The organism is Citrobacter sp. C5_2 (genome assembly GCF_014596845.2).
GTDB classification, from domain to species: domain Bacteria; phylum Pseudomonadota; class Gammaproteobacteria; order Enterobacterales; family Enterobacteriaceae; genus Citrobacter; species Citrobacter werkmanii.
The window spans coordinates 5,032,095-5,053,022 of the sequence record NZ_CP115032.1 but is presented as its reverse complement, the minus strand read 5'-3'; the positions used below and the strand labels follow the sequence as shown (position 1 = coordinate 5,053,022).

General features: G+C 51.7%; 20 protein-coding genes. 8 read left to right on the top strand and 12 right to left on the bottom strand.

What is annotated here, in order from left to right; translation table 11 throughout:
- Positions 1-3: 3 nt before the first annotated feature.
- From atpH to asnC, 9 genes are all read right to left on the bottom strand, one after another.
- Positions 4-537 carry a F0F1 ATP synthase subunit delta gene (atpH, locus tag ICA20_RS24500; RefSeq protein WP_006687767.1) on the bottom strand — a complete coding sequence of 178 codons (534 nt, stop codon included), beginning with the start codon at positions 535-537 and terminating at the stop codon, positions 4-6.
- A 14-nt stretch (positions 538-551) separates the two neighbouring features.
- Positions 552-1,022 (bottom strand): F0F1 ATP synthase subunit B, encoded by a 471-nt coding sequence (gene atpF / locus ICA20_RS24495; RefSeq protein ID WP_003023796.1) that lies wholly within the window; start codon positions 1,020-1,022, stop codon positions 552-554.
- A 59-nt stretch (positions 1,023-1,081) separates the two neighbouring features.
- Positions 1,082-1,321, bottom strand: a complete 240-nt coding sequence (gene atpE, locus ICA20_RS24490) for a F0F1 ATP synthase subunit C (protein WP_003023794.1) — start codon at positions 1,319-1,321, stop codon at positions 1,082-1,084.
- A 46-nt stretch (positions 1,322-1,367) separates the two neighbouring features.
- Positions 1,368-2,183, bottom strand: coding sequence for a F0F1 ATP synthase subunit A (gene atpB / locus ICA20_RS24485; protein WP_006687768.1), 816 nt, complete (start codon positions 2,181-2,183; stop codon positions 1,368-1,370).
- A 7-nt stretch (positions 2,184-2,190) separates the two neighbouring features.
- The gene (gene atpI / locus ICA20_RS24480) at positions 2,191-2,571 is read right to left on the bottom strand and encodes a F0F1 ATP synthase subunit I (RefSeq protein WP_038635775.1); all 381 of its coding nucleotides are present in this window, start codon (positions 2,569-2,571) and stop codon (positions 2,191-2,193) included.
- A gap of 614 nt (positions 2,572-3,185) precedes the next feature.
- Complete coding sequence (gene rsmG, locus ICA20_RS24475; protein WP_038635778.1) at positions 3,186-3,809, bottom strand: 16S rRNA (guanine(527)-N(7))-methyltransferase RsmG; 624 nt, start codon at positions 3,807-3,809, stop codon at positions 3,186-3,188.
- A 102-nt stretch (positions 3,810-3,911) separates the two neighbouring features.
- Positions 3,912-5,801: a tRNA uridine-5-carboxymethylaminomethyl(34) synthesis enzyme MnmG gene (gene mnmG / locus ICA20_RS24470; RefSeq protein WP_038635780.1), complete on the bottom strand. Its 1,890-nt coding sequence runs from the start codon at positions 5,799-5,801 to the stop codon at positions 3,912-3,914.
- Between the two features lie 372 nt (positions 5,802-6,173).
- The gene (gene mioC / locus ICA20_RS24465; protein WP_038635783.1) at positions 6,174-6,623 is read right to left on the bottom strand and encodes an FMN-binding protein MioC; all 450 of its coding nucleotides are present in this window, start codon (positions 6,621-6,623) and stop codon (positions 6,174-6,176) included.
- Positions 6,624-6,711: 88 nt separating this feature from the next.
- Positions 6,712-7,170: a transcriptional regulator AsnC gene (asnC, locus tag ICA20_RS24460; RefSeq protein WP_003023780.1), complete on the bottom strand. Its 459-nt coding sequence runs from the start codon at positions 7,168-7,170 to the stop codon at positions 6,712-6,714.
- A 151-nt stretch (positions 7,171-7,321) separates the two neighbouring features.
- Between asnC and asnA the strand changes: the two genes are divergently transcribed.
- The gene (gene asnA, locus ICA20_RS24455; protein ID WP_038635786.1) at positions 7,322-8,314 is read left to right on the top strand and encodes an aspartate--ammonia ligase; all 993 of its coding nucleotides are present in this window, start codon (positions 7,322-7,324) and stop codon (positions 8,312-8,314) included.
- Positions 8,315-8,317: 3 nt separating this feature from the next.
- Here the strand turns inward: asnA and viaA are convergent, their stop codons facing one another.
- Entirely contained in the window at positions 8,318-9,769 is a 1,452-nt protein-coding gene (gene viaA, locus ICA20_RS24450; protein ID WP_038635789.1) for an ATPase RavA stimulator ViaA, read from the bottom strand.
- A complete protein-coding gene (gene ravA / locus ICA20_RS24445) occupies positions 9,763-11,259 on the bottom strand; it encodes an ATPase RavA (RefSeq protein WP_038635792.1) in 1,497 nt (498 codons plus the stop codon). Before ravA ends, viaA begins: the two co-directional genes overlap by 7 nt.
- A 329-nt stretch (positions 11,260-11,588) precedes the next feature.
- Here ravA and kup point away from each other — a divergent pair, with 329 nt between their 5' ends.
- From kup to rbsR, 7 genes are all read left to right on the top strand, one after another.
- Positions 11,589-13,457 carry a low affinity potassium transporter Kup gene (gene kup, locus ICA20_RS24440; RefSeq protein WP_038635795.1) on the top strand — a complete coding sequence of 623 codons (1,869 nt, stop codon included), beginning with the start codon at positions 11,589-11,591 and terminating at the stop codon, positions 13,455-13,457.
- 192 nt (positions 13,458-13,649) lie between these two features.
- On the top strand, positions 13,650-14,069 hold the full coding sequence (rbsD, locus tag ICA20_RS24435) for a D-ribose pyranase (protein WP_038635798.1): 420 nt from the start codon (positions 13,650-13,652) through the stop codon (positions 14,067-14,069).
- A gap of 7 nt (positions 14,070-14,076) precedes the next feature.
- Positions 14,077-15,582, top strand: a complete 1,506-nt coding sequence (rbsA, locus tag ICA20_RS24430; RefSeq protein ID WP_038635801.1) for a ribose ABC transporter ATP-binding protein RbsA — start codon at positions 14,077-14,079, stop codon at positions 15,580-15,582.
- 5 nt (positions 15,583-15,587) lie between these two features.
- Positions 15,588-16,553: a ribose ABC transporter permease gene (gene rbsC / locus ICA20_RS24425; protein ID WP_003023762.1), complete on the top strand. Its 966-nt coding sequence runs from the start codon at positions 15,588-15,590 to the stop codon at positions 16,551-16,553.
- 24 nt (positions 16,554-16,577) lie between these two features.
- Positions 16,578-17,468 carry a ribose ABC transporter substrate-binding protein RbsB gene (gene rbsB / locus ICA20_RS24420; protein ID WP_006687780.1) on the top strand — a complete coding sequence of 297 codons (891 nt, stop codon included), beginning with the start codon at positions 16,578-16,580 and terminating at the stop codon, positions 17,466-17,468.
- A gap of 140 nt (positions 17,469-17,608) precedes the next feature.
- Positions 17,609-18,538 (top strand): ribokinase, encoded by a 930-nt coding sequence (gene rbsK, locus ICA20_RS24415; RefSeq protein ID WP_038635803.1) that lies wholly within the window; start codon positions 17,609-17,611, stop codon positions 18,536-18,538.
- Between the two features lie 3 nt (positions 18,539-18,541).
- A complete protein-coding gene (gene rbsR, locus ICA20_RS24410; protein ID WP_087857265.1) occupies positions 18,542-19,534 on the top strand; it encodes a ribose operon transcriptional repressor RbsR in 993 nt (330 codons plus the stop codon).
- Here rbsR and mdtD read toward each other — a convergent pair.
- Entirely contained in the window at positions 19,500-20,927 is a 1,428-nt protein-coding gene (gene mdtD / locus ICA20_RS24405; RefSeq protein ID WP_038635809.1) for a multidrug transporter subunit MdtD, read from the bottom strand. The two genes, rbsR and mdtD, sit on opposite strands and share 35 nt — an antisense overlap.
- Position 20,928: the final 1 nt, after the last annotated feature.

Genomic DNA, 20,928 nt, shown 5'->3' with positions numbered 1-20,928 from the left:
CCCTTAAGACTGCAAGACGTCTGCAAGGCGCTCAAGACGGCCGCGTACGCTGCCATCAATGACCATATCACCCGCTCGGATGATTACGCCTGCCATTACAGACTTATCGATTTTGCAATTCAGCTTAACTTTGCGTGACAGACGTTTTTCCATCGCTGCACTAATCTTCGTAAGCTGTTCATCACTCAGTGCATTGGCAGAAGTGACTTCTACCTCAGAGATAGCCTCACTGGCTGCACGCAGATGAATAAACTGCTCAAGAACATCCGGGAGCGCATTCAGACGGTTATTTTCAGCCATTACCCTAATCAGGTTTTGGCCGCTTTCGTCCAGCTGCTCACCGCACACGGCGATAAACGACTCAGCGAGCGTTTCTGGCGCCAATGCGCCAGAGAGAAGCTCTGCCATTTGTTCGTTTTTCGTCACCTCAGCGGCGAAAGTCAGCATATCCTGCCAACGGTCTACGCTTTGGTGCTCAACGGCAAAGTCAAAAGCTGCTTTGGCGTAGGGGCGAGCTACCGTAATAAATTCAGACATCAGCCCCTCCCTCCTTACAGTTCAGCGACAAGTTTGTCCACGATGTCGCTATTAGCAGCTTCATCCACGGAACGTTCGATGATCTTCTCGGCGCCAGCAACAGCCAGGATAGCAACTTGCTTACGCAGCTCTTCGCGAGCACGTTTACGCTCGGCTTCAATTTCCGCCTGCGCCTGTGCCACGATTTTAGTACGTTCCTGCTCTGCTTCAGTTTTAGCTTCGTCCAGGATCTGAGCACGACGTTTGTTCGCCTGCTCGATGATTACCTGAGCTTCCGCCTTCGCTTTTTTCAGCTGGTCGGTCGCGCTGGCCTTTGCAAGGTCAAGATCCTTATGTGCTCGTTCTGCAGAAGCAAGGCCGTCAGCAATTTCTTTTTGACGTTTTTCGATGGCAGCCATTAACGGCGGCCATACGTACTTCATGCAGAACAGAACGAACAGGACAAACGCGATGGCCTGGCCGAGGATTGTTGCGTTAAGATTCACAGCACAATGCCTCTATCTAGTTAACGTTCTGATATTGCTCTTAATTCAAGCAACGCTTACTACGCGACAGCAAACATCACGTACAGACCCAGACCTACAGCGATCATTGGGATTGCATCCACCAGACCCATAACGATAAAGAACTGAGTACGCAGCAGAGGAATCAGATCCGGTTGACGCGCTGCGCCTTCCAGGAATTTACCCCCGAGGATGCCGATACCGATCGCAGCACCGATTGCCGCCAGACCCATCATCACAGCGGCAGCAATGTACAGCAGATCCATATTCAGGTTTTCCATGACAGTCTCCAGTTTGTTTCAGTTAAAACGTAGTAGTGTTGGTAAATTAATGCTCTTCAGATGCCATCGACAGATAGACAATCGTCAGAACCATAAATATGAAGGCTTGCAGCGTGATAATCAGTATGTGGAAAATGGCCCACGGCACATTCAGAATCCACTGTGACCACCACGGCAACAGACCAGCAATCAGAATGAAAATCAGCTCACCAGCGTACATGTTACCGAACAGTCGCAGACCAAGAGAGATTGGTTTGGACAGCAGGCTTACCCCTTCAAGGATTAAGTTGATAGGGATGAACGCCCAGTGATTGAACGGCTGCAGCGTCAACTCTTTCGCGAAGCCACCGATGCCTTTCATTTTGATGCTGTAGAACAGAATGAGGATAAATACGCCCAGCGCCATCGACAGGGTGATGTTCACGTCAGCGGACGGAACCACACGCAGAGCCGGCAGACCAAAGATATGCTCACCGATGTACGGCAGCAGGTCGATAGGCAGCAAATCCATAAAGTTCATCAGGAATACCCAGACGAAAATCGTCAGGGCCAGCGGAGCAATCAGCTTGCTTTTGCCATGGTACATGTCTTTCACGCTGCCATGCACAAAGCCGATTACCAGCTCAATCGCGGTCTGAAATTTACCTGGAACGCCGCTGGTCGCCTTTTTGGCAACGCTACGGAACATTAACAGGAACAACAGACCCAGAACCACCGAGAAGAAAATGGAGTCAATATTGAGCGTCCAGAAGGTGGCTGGGGGGTTGTGCGGATCCACCAGCGAGAATGTACGTAGGTCCAACTGAAGGTTATTCAGATGGTGTCCTATGTAATCCTGCGGCGTCATATTTTCTGAAGCCATGATGCCTTTACCCTTTGTTGTTAATTACAGCCGGCGCCAGTATCTGAACCACCAGCACCAAAACCCACGTAACGATCAGCGGCACGAATACCGCTTTCAAAACAGCCAACGCCACAACCAGCAACACCAGCATCGCTAACACCTTGAAGGCTTCGCCGAAAGCGAACGTCCAGGCTACCCGACCTTTCGCTGGTGTATGCGCCTGGTGACGCCAGGCGAATATCATAAACAACACATTGGGCAGTAACACTGCCAATCCCCCGCACAGTGCGGAGATGCCCCAGAAGGGGTCTTTGAGGCTAAACAGCAATCCACTTGCTATTACCGCCAGAAGCTGTGTGAGCAAAAGCTTACGAGCAACGTTTCGACTCAAGAGCGACATAGACATCACGTGTTTACTCCTGCTCCCTTCGAGGTATGCCGCGTGTCGTATAAAACGTTCTTTATGGCTTAGAGTCAAGCATCAAAAAGCGGACAAATTATACGGTGCGCCTTCGTGATTTCAAACAATAAGTAGCTAAAAAGTGAATAAATGTTTAAATATTTTTCGTTGTCCCACATTTATTACTTTTTGGCAAACTGTGAACGATCATGCAAAACTGCAAATGCCGCGAAAACACTGGCGTTAAAGCGTGCACCAGATCACATATTGAACATATTCCCCTTCGCATAATTTATTTACGTGGCAAATGGTGCCATTTCATCTTTTTGATATTTAAGCGTAAAAAGCGCCACTATTTCAAAAACAACGCCTAACAACAAAAGAACCATCGATTGACATTTATAATAAAAAATTAACACAAGCGGTGATTCTTAGGTTCTATTTTTAGCAGACTGATATTTTCACAGTTGACTTGTTTCGCTTTTAACAAAAAACGGTACGTTATAGTTATGATGCAAAACCGTAAGGTAGAGGTGAAATGCAACAGCATTTCACCTCACTACTCTCTATAACTTTTAACACCGGGGTAGCCGTTTTTTCTCTATTTTTTTTGATAAAAATTAAATTTTGTTTGGTTTAATAACCACCAAATGACGTTCACCATCCAGTTGTGGAACGCGTAATTTTTCGACTGACTCGACGCTGAATTCTGCAGGCAACGAGGCGATTTCCTCTTCAGGCAATTGACCTTTGAGCGCATAAAAGCGTCCGTTCTGGCCCGGCAAGTGATGACACCAGCTCACCATATCATTGAGGGACGCGAATGCACGGCTGATCACCCCATCAAATGGCGGCTCTGAAGGAAATTCTTCAACCCGACTTTGCACAGGCGTAATGTTAGTAAGACCAAGCTCATGCTGCACCTGACGTAAGAAACGGATGCGTTTTCCCAGGCTATCCAACAGTGTGAAATGCGCTTTAGGCCGCACGATAGAAAGTGGAATTCCCGGCAGACCCGGTCCCGTGCCAACATCAATAAAGCGCTCGCCCTTCAGATAAGGCGCGACAACAATGCTGTCCAGAATATGGCGCACCAACATTTCGTTGGGATCCCGCACCGACGTCAGGTTGTATGCTTTATTCCATTTGTGCAGCATATCGACATACGCAATCAGCTGATTTTTCTGGTGATCGGTAAGAGAAATACCGGCATCAGCCAGCAGGCGAGAGAGTTTGTTGAGCACGGTCGTTACCTGTTAATAATCAAATGCCCGATGCGTTATCGCTTATCGGGCCAACAAATTTGTAGGGCGGACAAGCGAAGCGCTCCCGCCAAATTAGTGTTATCAAGCGCTGCGGCGCAGCATACCTTGTTTTTTCAGCCATACCAGCAGAATGGAGATGGCGGCAGGCGTTACGCCAGAAATGCGCGATGCCTGGCCGATCGATACCGGTTTGTGATCGTTCAGTTTGGCGATGACTTCATTCGACAAGCCCGAGACCTGGCGATAATCCAGCGTTGCAGGCAACAGGGTATTCTCATTACGCTGTTGTCTTTCGATTTCTTCCTGCTGACGAGCGATATATCCTTCGTATTTCACCTGAATCTCAACCTGTTCCGCGGCCTGAGCATCATCTAGCGCCGGCGCGAATGCAGATAAAGAGGTCAACTGAGCATAGGTCATATCCGGGCGACGCAGGAGATCTTCACCGCTGGCCTCACGAGATAAAGGTGTTGCCAGGTGAGCGTTCACTTCGGCTGCAGATTCCGCTAACGGGTTTACCCAGGTTGATTTGAGACGCTGACGTTCTTGTTCGATGCGCTCCAGCTTCTCGTTGAAGCGAGCCCAACGCTCATCGTCTACCAGACCCAGTTCACGCCCAATTTCGGTCAGACGCAGGTCGGCGTTATCTTCACGCAGCATCAAGCGGTATTCAGCACGTGAGGTAAACATGCGGTACGGTTCTTTGGTTCCCAGCGTGCACAGATCGTCGACCAGCACGCCAAGGTAAGCCTGATCGCGACGCGGCGCCCAGCCGTCTTTCTCAGCAGACAAGCGTGCGGCGTTGAGACCTGCCAGCATCCCTTGGGCGGCGGCTTCTTCGTAACCGGTTGTACCGTTAATCTGGCCTGCAAAGAACAGGCCCTGGATGAATTTGCTTTCCAGAGTGGGTTTCAGGTCACGCGGATCGAAGAAATCGTACTCAATCGCATAGCCAGGGCGAACGATACGGGCGTTTTCCATCCCCTGCATGGATCGGACAATTTGCATCTGTACATCGAACGGCAGGCTGGTGGAGATGCCGTTCGGGTAAATTTCGTTAGAGGTCAGTCCTTCCGGTTCGAGGAAGATCTGATGCTGGTTGCGATCGGCAAAGCGCATCACTTTGTCTTCGATCGACGGGCAGTAGCGCGGGCCGATACCTTCGATTACGCCGGCATACATTGGGCTACGATCGAGGTTATTGCGGATCACGTCATGGGTTTTCTCATTGGTATGCGTGATGTAACACGGCATCTGGCGCGGATGCTGGGAAGCGTCGCCCAGGAATGAGAAGACCGGCATCGGGTTGTCGCTGTTTTGTTGACCCAGTACGCTGAAATCGATAGTACGTGCATCAATACGCGGTGGCGTACCGGTTTTCAGGCGGCTGACGCGCAGCGGTAGTTCACGCAGACGGCGTGACAGCGGAATAGACGGCGGATCGCCAGCACGGCCGCCGCTGTAGTTGTCCAGACCAATATGGATTTTGCCGTCGAGGAAAGTCCCCACGGTTAATACGACCGCTTTGGCACGGAACTTCAGTCCCATTTGGGTTACGGCACCCACGACACGATCGTTTTCAACAATCAGATCTTCAACCGCCTGCTGGAAGATCATCAGGTTGGGTTGATTCTCCAGCGCGGTGCGTACTGCCTGACGATAGAGCACACGATCGGCCTGAGCTCGGGTAGCGCGAACGGCTGGCCCTTTGCTTGCGTTTAGTATCCTAAACTGGATACCTGCGTGGTCGATCGCTTTTGCCATCAATCCACCAAGCGCATCCACTTCTTTTACCAGGTGTCCCTTCCCAATACCGCCAATCGCCGGGTTGCAGCTCATCTGCCCCAGTGTGTCGATATTGTGTGTCAAAAGCAGGGTCTGTTGTCCCATTCGCGCCGCGGCCATTGCGGCCTCGGTGCCTGCATGACCCCCGCCAATGATGATGACGTCAAAAGGATCCTGATAAAACATGGTAATTGCCTCGCATAACGCGGTGTGAAAATGGATTGAAGCCCGGGCCGTGGATTCTACTCAACTTTAGTCGATCGAGAAAGACCTGGGATCCTGGGTATTAAAAAGAAGATCTTTTTATTTAGAGATCTGTTTTATTGTGATCTCTTATTAGGATCGCCACTCTCTGTGGATAAGGACGATCCTTTGAATAAGATCAACAGGTTGCTGAGGATCATTAGCTGTGAATGATCGGTGATCCTGGTCCGTATAAGCTGGGATCAGAATGAAGGGTTATACACAACTCAAAAACTGAACAGCCGTTATTCTTTGGATAACTACCGGTTGATCCAAGCTTTTAACCAGAGTTATCCACATAAAAAAGTATGATCTTTACAAATCTCTGAGCAATGGATGCCAGGATCCCAGCCAAATTTCAGCCGGATCTTCCGGAATTTCATGTTCCAGCACGTTGATCTTAAGCGTTTCGCCGATCTGTTTTGCCCCACAGGCTTTCAGTTCTGCTTCCAGCTTGTCGATTGCGCCGCAAAAGGTGTCATATTCACGACTGCCGATGCCAATTGCGCCGAAGTTTACTTGCGACAGGTCCGGTTTTTGCTCTCGTAATGCGTCATATAAAGGCTGCAGGTTGTCAGGAATGTCTCCAGCACCGTGTGTGGAGCTGATAATCAGCCAGATCCCTTCAGCCGGAACCTCATCCAGCATTGGTCCATGCAGTATTTCGCTGGAAAAACCGGCGTCGTCCAGCTTTTCAGCCAGATGTTCTGCTACATATTCCGCACTGCCAAGCGTGCTGCCGCTGATAAGAGTGATGTCTGCCATGCTCGCCCACCTTTATAAAGAAGGCGCATTGTACGCTGTGAGCGAGCTGGGATCTACCTGTGGAAAAATGTGGGATTAAAAAAAATGATCATGGCTTGATGGTACGCATGATCGGGTTCTGCAGGACGATCAGGGTTTCAGTGGACTGAATTTCATCAATTGTTTGGATCTTGTTGATAAGTACCTGTTGCAGCGCGTCGATCGACTTGCACATCACCTTAATAAAGATACTGTAGTGGCCGGTGGTGTAATAGGCTTCGGTCACTTCGTCAAGGCTTTCCAGTCTGGCCAGCGCTGACGGATAGTCCTTCGCGCTTTTCAGAATGATGCCGATAAAGCAGCCGACGTCATAACCCAACTGTTTGGGACTGACATCAATACGCGCACCGGTGATGATCCCGGCCTGCTTCATCTTTTCTACGCGAACGTGAATTGTCCCCGGACTAACGCCAAACTGTTTGGCCAATTCTGCGTAGGCGGTGCGAGCATTTTCCATCAGGGCATCAAGAATGCCGCGGTCCAGATTGTCGATCTGATAATTTTCCATAGGTTTTTCTTATGTAGATTAATGTTTCTTTTTATTTTAGACGTTAATTTTAACGAATCAAAATCGAAGTCGGCTTTTTGTTTGTTGATTATTGAATATTACCTCCATTCTGTTGCTTAATCATAGGCAACAGGACACAGGAGTACACATAATGAAAACCGCTTACATTGTCAAACAACGTCAAATTAGCTTCGTAAAATCTCATTTTTCTCGTCAGCTGGAAGAGCGTTTAGGTCTGATCGAAGTTCAGGCTCCGATCCTCAGCCGCGTAGGAGATGGCACGCAAGATAACTTGTCGGGCTGTGAAAAAGCGGTGCAGGTGAAGGTTAAAGCATTGCCGGACGCTCAATTCGAAGTGGTTCATTCACTGGCGAAGTGGAAGCGTCAAACGTTAGGACAACACGACTTTAGCGCAGGCGAAGGGTTGTACACGCACATGAAGGCCCTGCGTCCCGATGAAGATCGCCTCTCCCCACTGCACTCAGTGTATGTTGACCAGTGGGACTGGGAGCGCGTGATGGGCGACGGCGAGCGTCAATTCTCCACTCTGAAAAGCACGGTAGAGGCTATCTGGGCGGGAATTAAGGCCACCGAGGCTGCGGTTAGTAAAGAGTTTGGTCTGGCACCGTTCCTGCCAGAGCAGATCCACTTTGTTCATAGCCAGGAGCTGTTATCTCGTTATCCGGATCTTGACGCGAAAGGTCGTGAACGTGCGATCGCGAAAGAACTGGGCGCAGTATTCCTGGTAGGGATCGGCGGCAAGCTCAGTGACGGTCACCGTCACGATGTACGCGCGCCGGATTATGATGACTGGAGTTCAGCGTCTGAGCTGGGTCACGCCGGTCTGAACGGTGATATTCTGGTGTGGAACCCGGTTCTGGAAGATGCGTTTGAGCTGTCTTCGATGGGGATCCGTGTGGATGCCGATACCCTTAAACACCAGCTTTCATTGACCGGTGATGAAGATCGCCTGAGTCTGGAATGGCACCAGGCGCTGCTGCGTGGTGAAATGCCGCAGACAATCGGTGGCGGCATTGGACAGTCGCGTTTGACCATGCTGCTGCTGCAATTACCGCACATTGGTCAGGTGCAGTGTGGCGTGTGGCCGGCACAGGTACGTGAAAGCGTTTCTTCCCTGCTGTAATAATTAACGCCGCCAGCGTCTGAGCAGGCGGCTTCGCATCCCGGTATCAAAGCGCCAGATATGATCGAAAATGCGCATGATGCCGGGTTTGCCGTGTGCTGACATCGCCACCGCATGAAAACGATGCTGGTGCACCCGCTGTAATTCACCCACTTTATTGACGACCTCATCGGGCAATCGCTGAGCGATAAAATCAGAGATCACCACCGCATCGGCATCAAACCATTCCCGGCCCTGCATGCGCTCAATAATGGCGCGAAAGCAGCTGGCAATATCGGTACCGCCGCGAAAACGCTGGCTTAAAAAACGGATCGCTTGTTCAATGCCTTCCGGACCAGACAGCTCATAGCGCACCACTTCTGTTGAAAACAGCATAATGAAACAGCGCCGGTTATCGGCCAGGGCGACGCGCATTAGCGCCAGGCAAAAGGCTTTTGCACATTGCTCATTAAAACCGCCCATTGATCCCGACGTATCAACGCAAACAATAAACGGTCCGCGCGGCTGCTCGTCAAAATCCTGATGCACCACCGGACGTTCCGTTACTTTCTCGCGCCATGCCTCGCCGTGCAGACGATAGGTCAACAGCTGCTTTTCCACCAGCCGTCGGTAGAACTCGTATTCCAGTTCAGTAATGCCCAGTGTGGCCAGTTCCGGCGGCAACAGGCGCAGGATGTCGTCGCTTTGCTGGATGCCATCCACCTGTTCCGGGACGGTGGCGGGTTCCCGCACAAGGGTACGGAAGGTCTCCATGGGTGCATCTTTACGCGGCACAGATTTGGCCTCTCTGGAACGGCCTAACTGTTCAGCCAGACGCTGGAGTTCGGGTTGTTGCGTCAGGAATTCGCCATATTTCACCATCAGTTGATAATCGCCGCGCTTGATTTGACCTGCGCTCATATCCCATAACCGGCCTGCGGCGTTGTCGTTTTCTGCCAGAACGGGTTCCAGTTGCCCGCTGAGGGTCATCCGTTCCTGAACTTCACTAAGTAAATGTTCACGCTCATCTTCCAGCAGTTGCTGATTCAGCGTTGTAGTTTGCACCACCAGACTCAGGCGCCAGCGCTGGAGAAAAAGCGTATGCAGGGCGGGCGTAAAGGTACTGTTGTCATCAACCAGTTGCTGCGCTTGCCCGGCCCACGGCGAATGTAGGCGGTGTAATAGCGCCAATATTTGCGGGAGCTGGACCATAAACTGCGCATGAGAGAGGAGCTGGCTTTGTTGGTAACAAATGACCTCTTCCGTCAACTCCGGCGGTACATGGGTATCTTTGAGGCGGCTGCGCAGTGACTCGCGCCAGCGGGGAATATCGTCAGTAATCGCTTTTTTAAGGCGAGGAAACTTTTTAAAAAACACCACCATCTTTGGAGAAGCCAGCAGGGCGACGATCATCTCTTCGATCATCGCCTCTTCACTGACTGCCAGCATGATATTGAGCGTATCAAGGGTTAGCATTGTTGCGCCTGGCGGATTTGTGCCCCGACATCCTGCAGGCTGGCCTCAATGCGGCCTAACCAGTCGCTATGAATAAACAGACATTTTTGCTGTTCGCTGAATGCACTGTGCTGCTGGTGCCACTCGTTATCAAGTGCTTCAAGCTGCTGTTTTATCTCATCAGGCATACTCTCTTGCGATGCACCGGGCAGCGCCAGACGAGAGCCTTGCAAACTGACGTCGCGCACAACCAGGTGCTGTGCGCTATCGACTTCCATGTTCAGCGTTTGGGCGAAGCCGATCCCGTTTAATTTTCCGCGGATCTCACCGCCTTTGGTTAGCCACTGTTCCAGCGCTCCCCGTTCGAAAGCAATATGGATAACTTCCATATCATGCAGTTTTAAGGGTTTTTGCAGCAGTAATGTCACGACTGAAGAAGTGGCTTCCGGCGGTAAATCATAATGAGGACGACGGCTGAACATGCCGCCCTGACGGATCACCGTGAATGCCGTTTTGTCGCTTTGCTGCTGCTGGAGCTGGATACGGCGCTGCACAATGCTGGCCAGACGCGTCAGCATGGCTTGCTGCTGCCAGGCGTGTCCGGTCATCAAAATTTCAAGCTGCTGTTGCATCAGATTCAGGCTTTGCGCGTCGTACCACAGGCAATCTTTCAACAGGATCAGGTCGATAGGCACGACCGCATCACGTCCGCTGAAGAAGGCGCTGGCCTGGAGTAAGCGGATAGCTTTTTTCCAGCGGCGATCGGATACATAGGGGGCATTCGGTAATGCGTCTAGCTGTTGGCGCAGTGTGAAAATAAGCTCAAAGACGCGATCGGGAAGCTTGATGGCGCCAATGTCCTTTTGCCACTGGTAATACTCTTCATCCGTCACCTGTAACGACGCCGGGACCGGGTTGTCACTTTCATCCTGCTGGCTTAACAGCATGGAGCGGAAGTTGGCCTTGTCCTGAACTTTATCCAGCCACAGGCGGATCAGCATACGGTCGTACAGGGCTTCCAGGCTGCTGTCTGCTTCAGGCAGTTCGTTGGAGGCTGCCACCAGCAGACGCATCGGGATTTTCTCTTCATGCGCGCCGTTACGAAAATGCCGTTCGTTAATAGCGGTCAACAGGGTGTTGAGAATGGCCGGGCCTGCTTTCCAGATTTCATCGAGAAAGACAATTTCAGCTTCGGGTAAATAGCCCGCCGTTAAGCGTTCATAGCGACCTTCGTCTTTCAGCGCCTGGATAGACAGCGGCCCAAACACCTCTTCCGGCGTAGAGAAGCGCGTCATCAGGTATTCGAAAGCGCGGGCGTTTTGAAAAGCAAACTTCAGTCGACGGGCAATTAAGCTTTTTGCGATCCCTGGAGGACCTAATAAGAATACGCTCTCACCGCTTAGAGCAGCCAGCAGGCAAAGGCGAATGGCGTGGCTACGTTCATAAAGTCCCTTTTCCAGCGCATTGCTCAGACGGGAAATTCTTTCCGCTAATAAATGTGGGTGAGCCATAATGAAGTGGCGTCCTTTCGCCAAATGTACTGCGTAAACTGCGAGTATAGATGCTTCACACCAGTGCAGTAATAGACTGAAGGTGCGCTTATTTTTCTTTGAGCCAGATTAATCTGGTCTCATTTAGGGGTACGATTTTATGATTAATCGTGCATACTGTGCGCCTTTTTGTGGGCCAAGGGACGACGCACACATTTCTTATATATACACCATATCAATCATACTGCACCAAGGCGGCAATGGAGTTTTCTTCTGGGATGGGGGGAATAACGAATGCAACCCACACGGAGTGGCTTGAATGATGATGTGTATAAACGAAAGACGAGTCTATGAGCACTGATAATAAACAATCATTGTCTGCGATTACCCTTGCGGCCATTGGGGTTGTCTACGGTGATATTGGTACCAGCCCACTTTATACGCTTCGTGAATGTTTGTCTGGCCAGTTTGGTTTTGGCGTTGAACGTGATGCTGTGTTTGGTTTTCTCTCGCTGATTTTCTGGCTGCTGATCTTTGTTGTCTCCATTAAATATCTGACGTTTGTCATGCGTGCGGATAACGCCGGGGAAGGTGGGATCCTGACGTTGATGTCATTGGCCGGGCGCAATACCTCGGCGCGAACAACCTCGATGCTGGTCATCATGGGGTTGATTGGCGGCAGCTTCTTCTATGGTGAAGTGGTGATTACGCCAGCCATTTCAGTGATGTCGGCGATTGAAGGTCTGGAGATTGTTGCACCGCAGCTGGATACCTGGATTGTTCCGCTCTCGATTATCGTGCTGACCCTGCTGTTTATGATTCAAAAACACGGTACCGGCATGGTTGGTAAACTGTTTGCGCCGATTATGCTGCTGTGGTTCCTGACGCTCGCGGTATTAGGCGTGCGCAGTATTATTGGTAACCCGGAGGTACTGCAGGCGCTAAATCCGTACTGGGCGGTGCATTTCTTCCTCGAATTCAAAACGTTGTCCTTTATTGCGCTGGGCGCTGTAGTGCTGTCGATTACCGGTGTTGAAGCACTGTATGCGGATATGGGGCACTTCGGGAAGTTGCCGATTAGACTGGCATGGTTCTCGGTGGTATTGCCTTCGCTGGTGCTGAACTATTTTGGTCAGGGGGCGCTGCTGTTAAAGCATCCTGAAGCGATCAAAAACCCGTTTTTCCTGCTGGCGCCGGACTGGGCATTGATACCACTCCTGATCCTTGCCGCACTGGCAACGGTTATCGCTTCGCAGGCGGTTATTTCCGGTGTCTTCTCGCTGACGCGTCAGGCCGTGCGTCTGGGGTATTTATCGCCGATGCGGATCATTCATACTTCGGAAATGGAATCGGGTCAGATCTACATTCCTTTCGTTAACTGGATGCTCTATTTTGCGGTGGTTATCGTGATTGTGAGCTTTGAACACTCCAGTAATCTGGCCGCGGCGTACGGGATTGCGGTAACGGGGACAATGGTACTGACATCTATTCTGTCTACCACCGTGGCGCGCAAAAACTGGCTCTGGAATAAATACTTCGTCTTCCTGATCCTGGTGGCGTTCTTGTGCGTCGATGTTCCGTTGTTCTCCGCGAACCTCGATAAACTGATTTCCGGCGGTTGGCTGCCTCTGACGCTGGGTCTGGTGATGTTCACCATCATGACCACGTGGAAAAGCGAGCGTTTCCGTCTGCTGCGTCGCATGCATGAGCACGGCAACTCTCTGGAGGCGATGATTGCCTCTCTGGAGAAATCCCCACCGGTACGCGTGCCGGGAACGGCGGTATATATGTCGCGTGCGCTGAACGTCATCCCGTTTGCGCTTCTGCATAACCTCAAGCATAACAAGGTGCTGCATGAACGCGTGATTCTGCTGACGCTGCGTACGGAAGATGCGCCATACGTGCACAACGTGCGTAGGGTGCAGATTGAGCAGTTATCGCCCACCTTCTGGCGCGTAGTGGCCAGCTACGGCTGGCGTGAAACGCCGAACGTTGAGGAAGTGTTCCATCGCTGCGGTCTGGAAGGCTTAAGCTGTCGGATGATGGAAACCTCCTTCTTTATGTCGCACGAGTCGCTGATTGTCGGCAAACGGCCATGGTATTTGCGTCTGCGCGGCAAGCTATATCTGCTGCTACAGCGCAATGCGCTGCGCGCGCCGGACCAGTTTGAAATCCCACCAAACCGGGTTATTGAGCTCGGTACTCAGGTAGAGATTTAAGGCAATCGACGCCCTCTTTCAACGCGAAAGGGGGCGTTTTGTTTTGTCCCTCCCAGTTTTCATTTCATCAAATGATAATCCTTGCGAAACGTTTCGATGGCGATCACATTTTCGTAACGTCGCGGTGGTTTTCTGTCCATTCTTCGCACTACACTTATCTTCAGCGAAACGTTTCGCTAGTGGGGAAAGAAAATGAAGAAAGGCACGGTACTCAACTCTGAAATTTCAACGGTGATCTCCCGTCTGGGACATACCGATACGCTGGTGGTGTGTGATGCCGGTTTACCCATCCCGAACAGCACAACGCGTATTGATATGGCATTAACCCAGGGCGTACCTTCTTTTATGCAGGTACTGGATGTGGTTACACGTGAAATGCAGGTCGAGGCGGCCATTCTCGCGACGGAAATTAAACAACATAATCCGCAACTCCACGAAACGTTGCTCAGCCACATTGAGCAACTGCAACAACACCAGGGAAACACCATAGAAATTCGTTACACCACGCATGAACAATTCAAAAAACAAACCGCAGACAGTCAGGCGGTAATTCGCAGCGGAGAGTGTTCTCCGTATGCGAATATCATTCTCTGTGCTGGCGTCACGTTCTGAGGCCATCATGAACGCATTACTGCAACTCAAAGGGATCGATAAAGCGTTCCCGGGCGTAAAAGCGCTATCCGGCGCTGCGCTGAATGTCTATCCAAGCCGCGTAATGGCGCTGGTGGGCGAAAACGGCGCGGGCAAATCCACCATGATGAAAGTGCTGACCGGGATCTACACCCGTGATGCTGGCTCTTTATTGTGGCTGGGGAAAGAGACCACCTTTAATGGCCCGAAATCCTCTCAGGAAGCCGGAATCGGTATCATCCACCAGGAATTGAACCTGATCCCGCAACTCACTATTGCTGAAAATATTTTTCTTGGCCGTGAGTTTGTGAATCGCTTTGGCAAAATTGACTGGAAGAAGATGTACGCCGAAGCCGATCTGCTGCTCGCCAAACTCAATCTGCGCTTTAAAAGCGACAGGCTGGTCGGTGAGTTGTCGATTGGCGATCAGCAAATGGTCGAAATTGCTAAAGTGCTGAGCTTTGAGTCGAAGGTCATCATTATGGATGAGCCGACGGATGCGCTCACCGATACCGAAACCGAATCCCTGTTCCGCGTTATCCGCGAGCTGAAATCGCAGGGGCGCGGCATTGTCTATATCTCCCACCGTATGAAAGAGATCTTCGAAATCTGTGATGACGTGACCGTCTTCCGTGACGGGCAGTTCATTGCCGAGCGTGAAGTCGCAACGCTGACGGAAGACTCACTGATTGAAATGATGGTGGGACGTAAGCTGGAAGATCAGTACCCGCGTCTGGAAAAAGCGCCGGGCAATATTCGCCTGAAGGTCGATAATCTGTGCGGCCCAGGGGTAAACGATGTTTCGTTCACGCTGCGTAAAGGCGAGATCCTTGGCGTATCGGGGCTGATGGGCGCCGGACGTACCGAGCTGATGAAAGTGTTGTATGGCGCATTGCCGCGCACCAGCGGCTACGTCACGCTTGATGGGCATGAAGTTGTCACCCGTTCGCCACAGGATGGCCTTGCAAACGGCATCGTCTATATTTCTGAAGACCGTAAACGTGATGGCTTAGTGCTGGGCATGTCGGTGAAAGAGAACATGTCACTGACCGCGCTGCGCTATTTCAGCCGCGCCGGTGGAAGCCTGAAGCATAAAGATGAGCAGCAGGCGGTAGGTGATTTTATTCGTCTGTTCAATGTTAAAACGCCATCGATGGAACAGGCTATCGGCCTGCTCTCGGGCGGTAACCAGCAGAAAGTGGCCATTGCGCGCGGTCTGATGACCCGACCAAAAGTCCTGATCCTCGATGAACCAACACGCGGCGTCGACGTTGGGGCTAAGAAAGAAATTTATCAGCTTATCAACCAGTTTAAGGCCGATGGGCTGAGCATCATTCTGGTCTCCTCTGAGATGCCAGAAGTATTGGGCATGAGCGATCGTATTATCGTTATGCATGAAGGGCATCTCGGCGGTGAATTCACTCGCGAGCAGGCCACTCAGGAAGTATTAATGGCTGCCGCTGTGGGCAAGCTTAATCGCGTGAATCAGGAGTAAAAAAGATGACTACCCAGGCTGTTTCTGGTCGCCGTTATTTCACTAAAGCATGGCTTCTGGAGCAAAAGTCGCTCATCGCTCTGTTAGTGCTGATCGCGATTGTTTCCACCATGAGCCCCAACTTTTTTACCGTTAATAATCTGTTCAACATTCTCCAGCAAACGTCGGTAAACGCCATCATGGCCGTCGGCATGACGTTGGTCATCCTGACGTCGGGTATCGATCTGTCCGTCGGTTCCTTGCTGGCGCTTACCGGTGCGGTGGCAGCGTCCATTGTCGGTATTGAAGTCAATGCGCTGGTGGCCGTTGCCGCTGCTTTGGCGCTCGGCGCTGCCATTGGCGCAGTAACCGGGGTCATTGTCGCGAAAGGCCGCGTGCAGGCGTTTATCGCCACGTTGGTGATGATGCTGCTGCTGCGCGGTGTGACCATGGTGTACACCAACGGCAGTCCGGTAAATACCGGGTTTACTGACAATGCCGATCTGTTTGGTTGGTTTGGTATTGGTCGTCCGTTAGGCGTGCCTACGCCTGTGTGGATCATGGGGATTGTCTTCCTGGCGGCGTGGTACATGCTGCACCATACGCGTCTGGGGCGTTATATCTATGCGCTGGGCGGTAACGAAGCGGCAACGCGTCTGTCCGGTATCAGCGTGAGTAAAATCAAAATTATCGTTTACTCCCTGTGCGGTCTGCTGGCATCGCTGGCGGGCATCATTGAAGTGGCTCGTCTCTCCTCTGCGCAGCCGACGGCAGGTACTGGCTATGAGCTGGATGCTATCGCTGCGGTGGTGTTAGGCGGTACCAGCCTGGCGGGCGGTAAAGGACGTATTGTTGGGACGCTGATCGGCGCATTAATTCTCGGTTTCCTCAATAATGGTTTGAATTTGTTAGGTGTATCCTCCTATTACCAGATGATCGTCAAAGCGGTGGTGATTTTGCTGGCGGTACTGGTAGACAACAAAAAGCAGTAACAACGATTACAGGACATCTTAAATATGAACATGAAAAAACTGGCTACCCTGGTTTCTGCTGTTGCGCTGAGCGCCACCGTGAGCGCGAATGCGATGGCGAAAGATACCATTGCGCTGGTGGTCTCCACCCTCAATAACCCGTTCTTTGTGTCTCTGAAGGATGGCGCGCAAAAAGAGGCGGATAAGCTGGGCTATAACCTGGTGATTCTGGATTCACAGAACAACCCGGCGAAAGAGCTGGCTAACGTTCAGGACTTAACGGTTCGTGGAACTAAAATACTGCTGATTAACCCGACTGACTCTGATGCCGTTGGTAACGCTGTGAAGATGGCTAATCAGGCGAAGATCCCGGTTATTACTCTGGATCGTCAGGCGACAAAAGGTGATGTGGTCAGCCACATTGCGTCTGATAACGTGCTGGGCGGTAAAATTGCGGGTGATTACATCGCGAAGAAAGCAGGTGAAGGCGCGAAAGTTATCGAACTACAGGGGATTGCCGGTACTTCAGCGGCGCGTGAGCGTGGCGAAGGTTTCCAGCAAGCCGTTGCGGCACACAAATTTAACGTACTGGCCAGCCAGCCGGCAGACTTCGACCGCACTAAGGGTCTGAACGTCATGCAGAACCTGCTGACTGCACATCCTGACGTGCAGGCCGTATTTGCCCAGAACGATGAAATGGCGCTGGGTGCGCTACGCGCACTGCAAACCGCGGGTAAATCTGATGTGATGGTGGTTGGATTTGACGGCACGCCAGATGGCGAAAAAGCAGTAAATGATGGCAAACTGGCTGCGACCATTGCTCAGTTGCCGGATCAGATCGGCGCGAAAGGCGTGGAAACTGCGGATAAGGTTCTGAAAGGCGAGAAGGTTCAGGCTAAATATCCGGTTGATCTGAAGCTGGTCATCAAGCAGTAACACCGATTCAGGTCGCTCGCGGCCTGATGGAGACATAAATACGCCATCCCAGGGCCTGGTTCTAAGGATGAAAGCGTAAAAAGAAAAGCAGGGCACGCGCCACCCTAACCCGGTGGCGCACTTTACTGGACACTCCGAACATGAAAACCGCAGGCAACCTCGTTGTTCTTGGCAGCATCAATGCCGATCACATCCTCAACCTCAAATCTTTCCCAACGCCTGGTGAAACCGTAACCGGTAGCCATTATCAGGTCGCATTTGGCGGAAAAGGCGCTAATCAGGCTGTTGCTGCGGGTCGTAGTGGCGCGAACATCGCGTTTATTGCCTGTACGGGTGACGACGATATTGGCGAAAGTGTGCGTAAACAGTTGGCCAAAGATAATATCGATATTGCGCCGATCAGCGTCATTTCGGGGGAATCGACCGGCGTGGCACTGATTTTTGTGAATGGTGATGGCGAGAACGTTATTGGCATTCACGCCGGAGCGAACGCAGCCCTTTCTCCTGCACTGGTGGAAGCGCAGCGCGACCGGATTGCGCATGCCTCCGCCTTACTGATGCAGTTAGAGTCGCCGATCGAAAGCGTGCTGGCTGCGGCAAAAATTGCGCAGCAAAATAAGACCACGGTCGCCCTTAACCCGGCTCCGGCGCGTGAACTTTCTGACGAACTGCTGGCGCTGGTAGATATTATTACCCCGAATGAAACCGAGGCTGAGAAGCTGACGGGGATCCGTGTTGAAAACGATGAAGATGCGGCCAAAGCGGCGCAGGCATTACACGCGAAAGGGATCCATACTGTATTGATTACTTTAGGTAGTCGCGGAGTGTGGGCCAGCGTGAATGGTGAAGGTCACCGAGTGCCTGGTTTTAAAGTGGACGCCGTTGATACCATCGCTGCCGGGGATACCTTTAACGGCGCGTTAATTACAGCGTTACTGGAAGAGACACCGCTGCCTGAAGCGATCCGTTTTGCCCATGCAGCTGCGGCGATTGCGGTTACCCGTAAAGGTGCGCAGCCTTCCGTTCCATGGCGCGAAGAAATAGAAGCGTTTTTAAGTCAACAGAGGTAACGCTTGGCTACAATGAAGGACGTCGCCCGCCTGGCGGGTGTTTCTACGTCGACGGTTTCTCACGTCATTAATAAAGATCGCTTTGTCAGTGAGTCTGTCACTGACAAAGTTGAAGCGGCAATTAAAGAGCTTAACTATGCGCCCTCCGCACTGGCGCGCAGTCTCAAGCTAAACCAGACCCGCACCATTGGCATGTTAATCACTGCCAGTACCAATCCTTTTTATTCCGAGCTGGTTCGTGGCGTTGAACGTAGCTGTTTTGAACGCGGTTACAGCCTGGTGTTATGCAATACCGAAGGCGATGAACAGCGAATGAACCGCAATCTGGAAACGCTGATGCAAAAACGGGTGGATGGCTTGCTGCTGCTCTGCACCGAAACGCACCAGCCTTCCAGAGAGATAATGCAACGCTATCCTTCTATTCCTACCGTAATGATGGACTGGTCGCCCTTTGATGGCGAAAGCGATTTGATTCAGGATAACTCTCTGTTAGGCGGGGACTTAGCCACTCAGCATCTTATCGATAAAGGTTTTACGCGCATAGCCTGTATTACCGGGCCGCTGGATAAAACACCGGCGCGTTTACGTCTGGAAGGATATCGGGCGGCCATGAAGCGAGCGGGCTTGCCGGTCCCGGAAGGTTACGAGATCACCGGTGACTTTGAGTTCGGCGGTGGTTTTGAAGCTATGCAAACGTTGTTGTCACATAAACAGCGACCACAGGCCGTTTTCACCGGGAACGACGCAATGGCCGTCGGAGCGTATCAGGCATTGTATCAGTCAGGATTGCGCATTCCGCAGGATATGGCGGTGGTGGGTTATGATGATATCGAACTGGCACGCTATATGACGCCGCCGCTGACGACCATCCATCAACCCAAAGATGAATTGGGCGAGCTGGCCATCGATGTGTTAATCCACCGGATGGCGCAGCCCGCATTGCAGCAACAACGCCTGCAACTTACTCCTGTTTTGATGGCGCGGGGGTCGGTTTAGGCTTGTGCCGATCTTTGATCAGGTTACGTCCGTCTTTGGCTTTTAGCAGCATAAACATCAGCGCAGAGACAATAGTGATCGCGCCCATGGTTATAAAGGTGTAATGGAACTGTTCAACCGTATTAGTACCTTCCATACCTTCATAGATACGCAGGACGGCGGCGCTGATAGCGACCCCTAAACTGATCGACAGTTGCTGCGTAACGGCCAGCACGCTGTTACCGCTGCTGGCGTTCTCATCGGTCAGGTCCGCCAGAGTGATGGTATTCATTGAGGTAAACTGGGTGGACATCGCCATACCTAAAATAAACAACGGCAGGATCAGCATCCAGACCGGCATAGCAGGGGATTGCAAAGCGAATTGCGCAATCATCAGGCCGATAAACACCGTAACACCCACCAGTGTCGTTCTGTAGCCGAGTCGGCGTAGCACCTGCGTCACCATTGATTTTGCCAGTATTGATCCCAGCGCCGTTGGCGCCATCATGCAACCCGCAATTAACGCCGGATATCCAAAGCCTACCTGTAGCATCAGCGGCATTAAGAACGGCACACATCCTGTACCCAGACGCGTGGCAAGGTTTCCAGCGATCCCAACGGAAAAGGTTCTGGTCTTAAATATGGGAAGCGATATCAGCGGCGTTGGGTGACGACGCGCGTGACGAATGTAGGCAAGTAGCAACAGAATACTGGTCACAATAATGCTGAGTGCGACCCAGGTAGCGACAAGCTTCTCACCAAACAGCTCAACACCACTGGAAAACAACACCAGACTCAGGCCAAAGAGGAAGAAACCTGTCATATCAAAGCCGCGGCGCGGCGTGGTGAAGTTCGGCATATATTTGCGTGCATAGAAGATACCCGCCACGCCTATGGGAATATTAATCAGGAAAATCCAGTGCCAACTGGCCCACGTGACCAGAACCCCGCCCAATACCGGACCTAAAATCGGGCCCACAAGCCCAGGCATGGTCACGAAGTTAAGCACAGGGAGTAATTCGCTGCGCGGGTAAGCTCGCAATAAAGCCAGACGGGCAACAGGCATCATCATCGCGCCGCCGATGCCTTGGATGACGCGGAAAACTACCAGTTCACTTAAGGAACTGGATAGCGCACAAGCCAGCGAACCCAGCGTAAACAGGCTTACGGCAATCATAAAGACGCGTCGGGTACCGAACCTGTCTGCCAGCCATCCACTCACCGGGATCAGCATGGCGACCGTCAGGGTATAGCTGATAATAGCCGACTGCATGGCGAGTGGAGAGCGGTTAAGGCTGTGCGCTATTGCGGGTAAAGCGGTATTGAGGATAGTGGCGTCTAATGCCTGCATAAAAAAGGCCATGGCTGCTATCCATGGCAGCCCGGCCATACTGCGAGATTTCTTTTCTGACATA

Coding starts and splice junctions, on each gene's coding strand:
- atpI (WP_038635775.1), bottom strand. CDS start 2,571: ATGTCTATGTCGCTCTTGAGTCGAAACGTTGCTCGTAAGCTTTTGCTC.
- rbsK (WP_038635803.1), top strand. CDS start 17,609: ATGAAAACCGCAGGCAACCTCGTTGTTCTTGGCAGCATCAATGCCGAT.
- viaA (WP_038635789.1), bottom strand. CDS start 9,769: ATGCTAACCCTTGATACGCTCAATATCATGCTGGCAGTCAGTGAAGAG.
- ravA (WP_038635792.1), bottom strand. CDS start 11,259: ATGGCTCACCCACATTTATTAGCGGAAAGAATTTCCCGTCTGAGCAAT.
- rbsC (WP_003023762.1), top strand. CDS start 15,588: ATGACTACCCAGGCTGTTTCTGGTCGCCGTTATTTCACTAAAGCATGG.
- asnA (WP_038635786.1), top strand. CDS start 7,322: ATGAAAACCGCTTACATTGTCAAACAACGTCAAATTAGCTTCGTAAAA.
- kup (WP_038635795.1), top strand. CDS start 11,589: ATGAGCACTGATAATAAACAATCATTGTCTGCGATTACCCTTGCGGCC.
- rbsB (WP_006687780.1), top strand. CDS start 16,578: ATGAACATGAAAAAACTGGCTACCCTGGTTTCTGCTGTTGCGCTGAGC.
- mnmG (WP_038635780.1), bottom strand. CDS start 5,801: ATGTTTTATCAGGATCCTTTTGACGTCATCATCATTGGCGGGGGTCAT.
- atpE (WP_003023794.1), bottom strand. CDS start 1,321: ATGGAAAACCTGAATATGGATCTGCTGTACATTGCTGCCGCTGTGATG.
- asnC (WP_003023780.1), bottom strand. CDS start 7,170: ATGGAAAATTATCAGATCGACAATCTGGACCGCGGCATTCTTGATGCC.
- mdtD (WP_038635809.1), bottom strand. CDS start 20,927: ATGTCAGAAAAGAAATCTCGCAGTATGGCCGGGCTGCCATGGATAGCA.
- rbsA (WP_038635801.1), top strand. CDS start 14,077: ATGAACGCATTACTGCAACTCAAAGGGATCGATAAAGCGTTCCCGGGC.
- atpH (WP_006687767.1), bottom strand. CDS start 537: ATGTCTGAATTTATTACGGTAGCTCGCCCCTACGCCAAAGCAGCTTTT.
- mioC (WP_038635783.1), bottom strand. CDS start 6,623: ATGGCAGACATCACTCTTATCAGCGGCAGCACGCTTGGCAGTGCGGAA.
- atpB (WP_006687768.1), bottom strand. CDS start 2,183: ATGGCTTCAGAAAATATGACGCCGCAGGATTACATAGGACACCATCTG.
- rbsD (WP_038635798.1), top strand. CDS start 13,650: ATGAAGAAAGGCACGGTACTCAACTCTGAAATTTCAACGGTGATCTCC.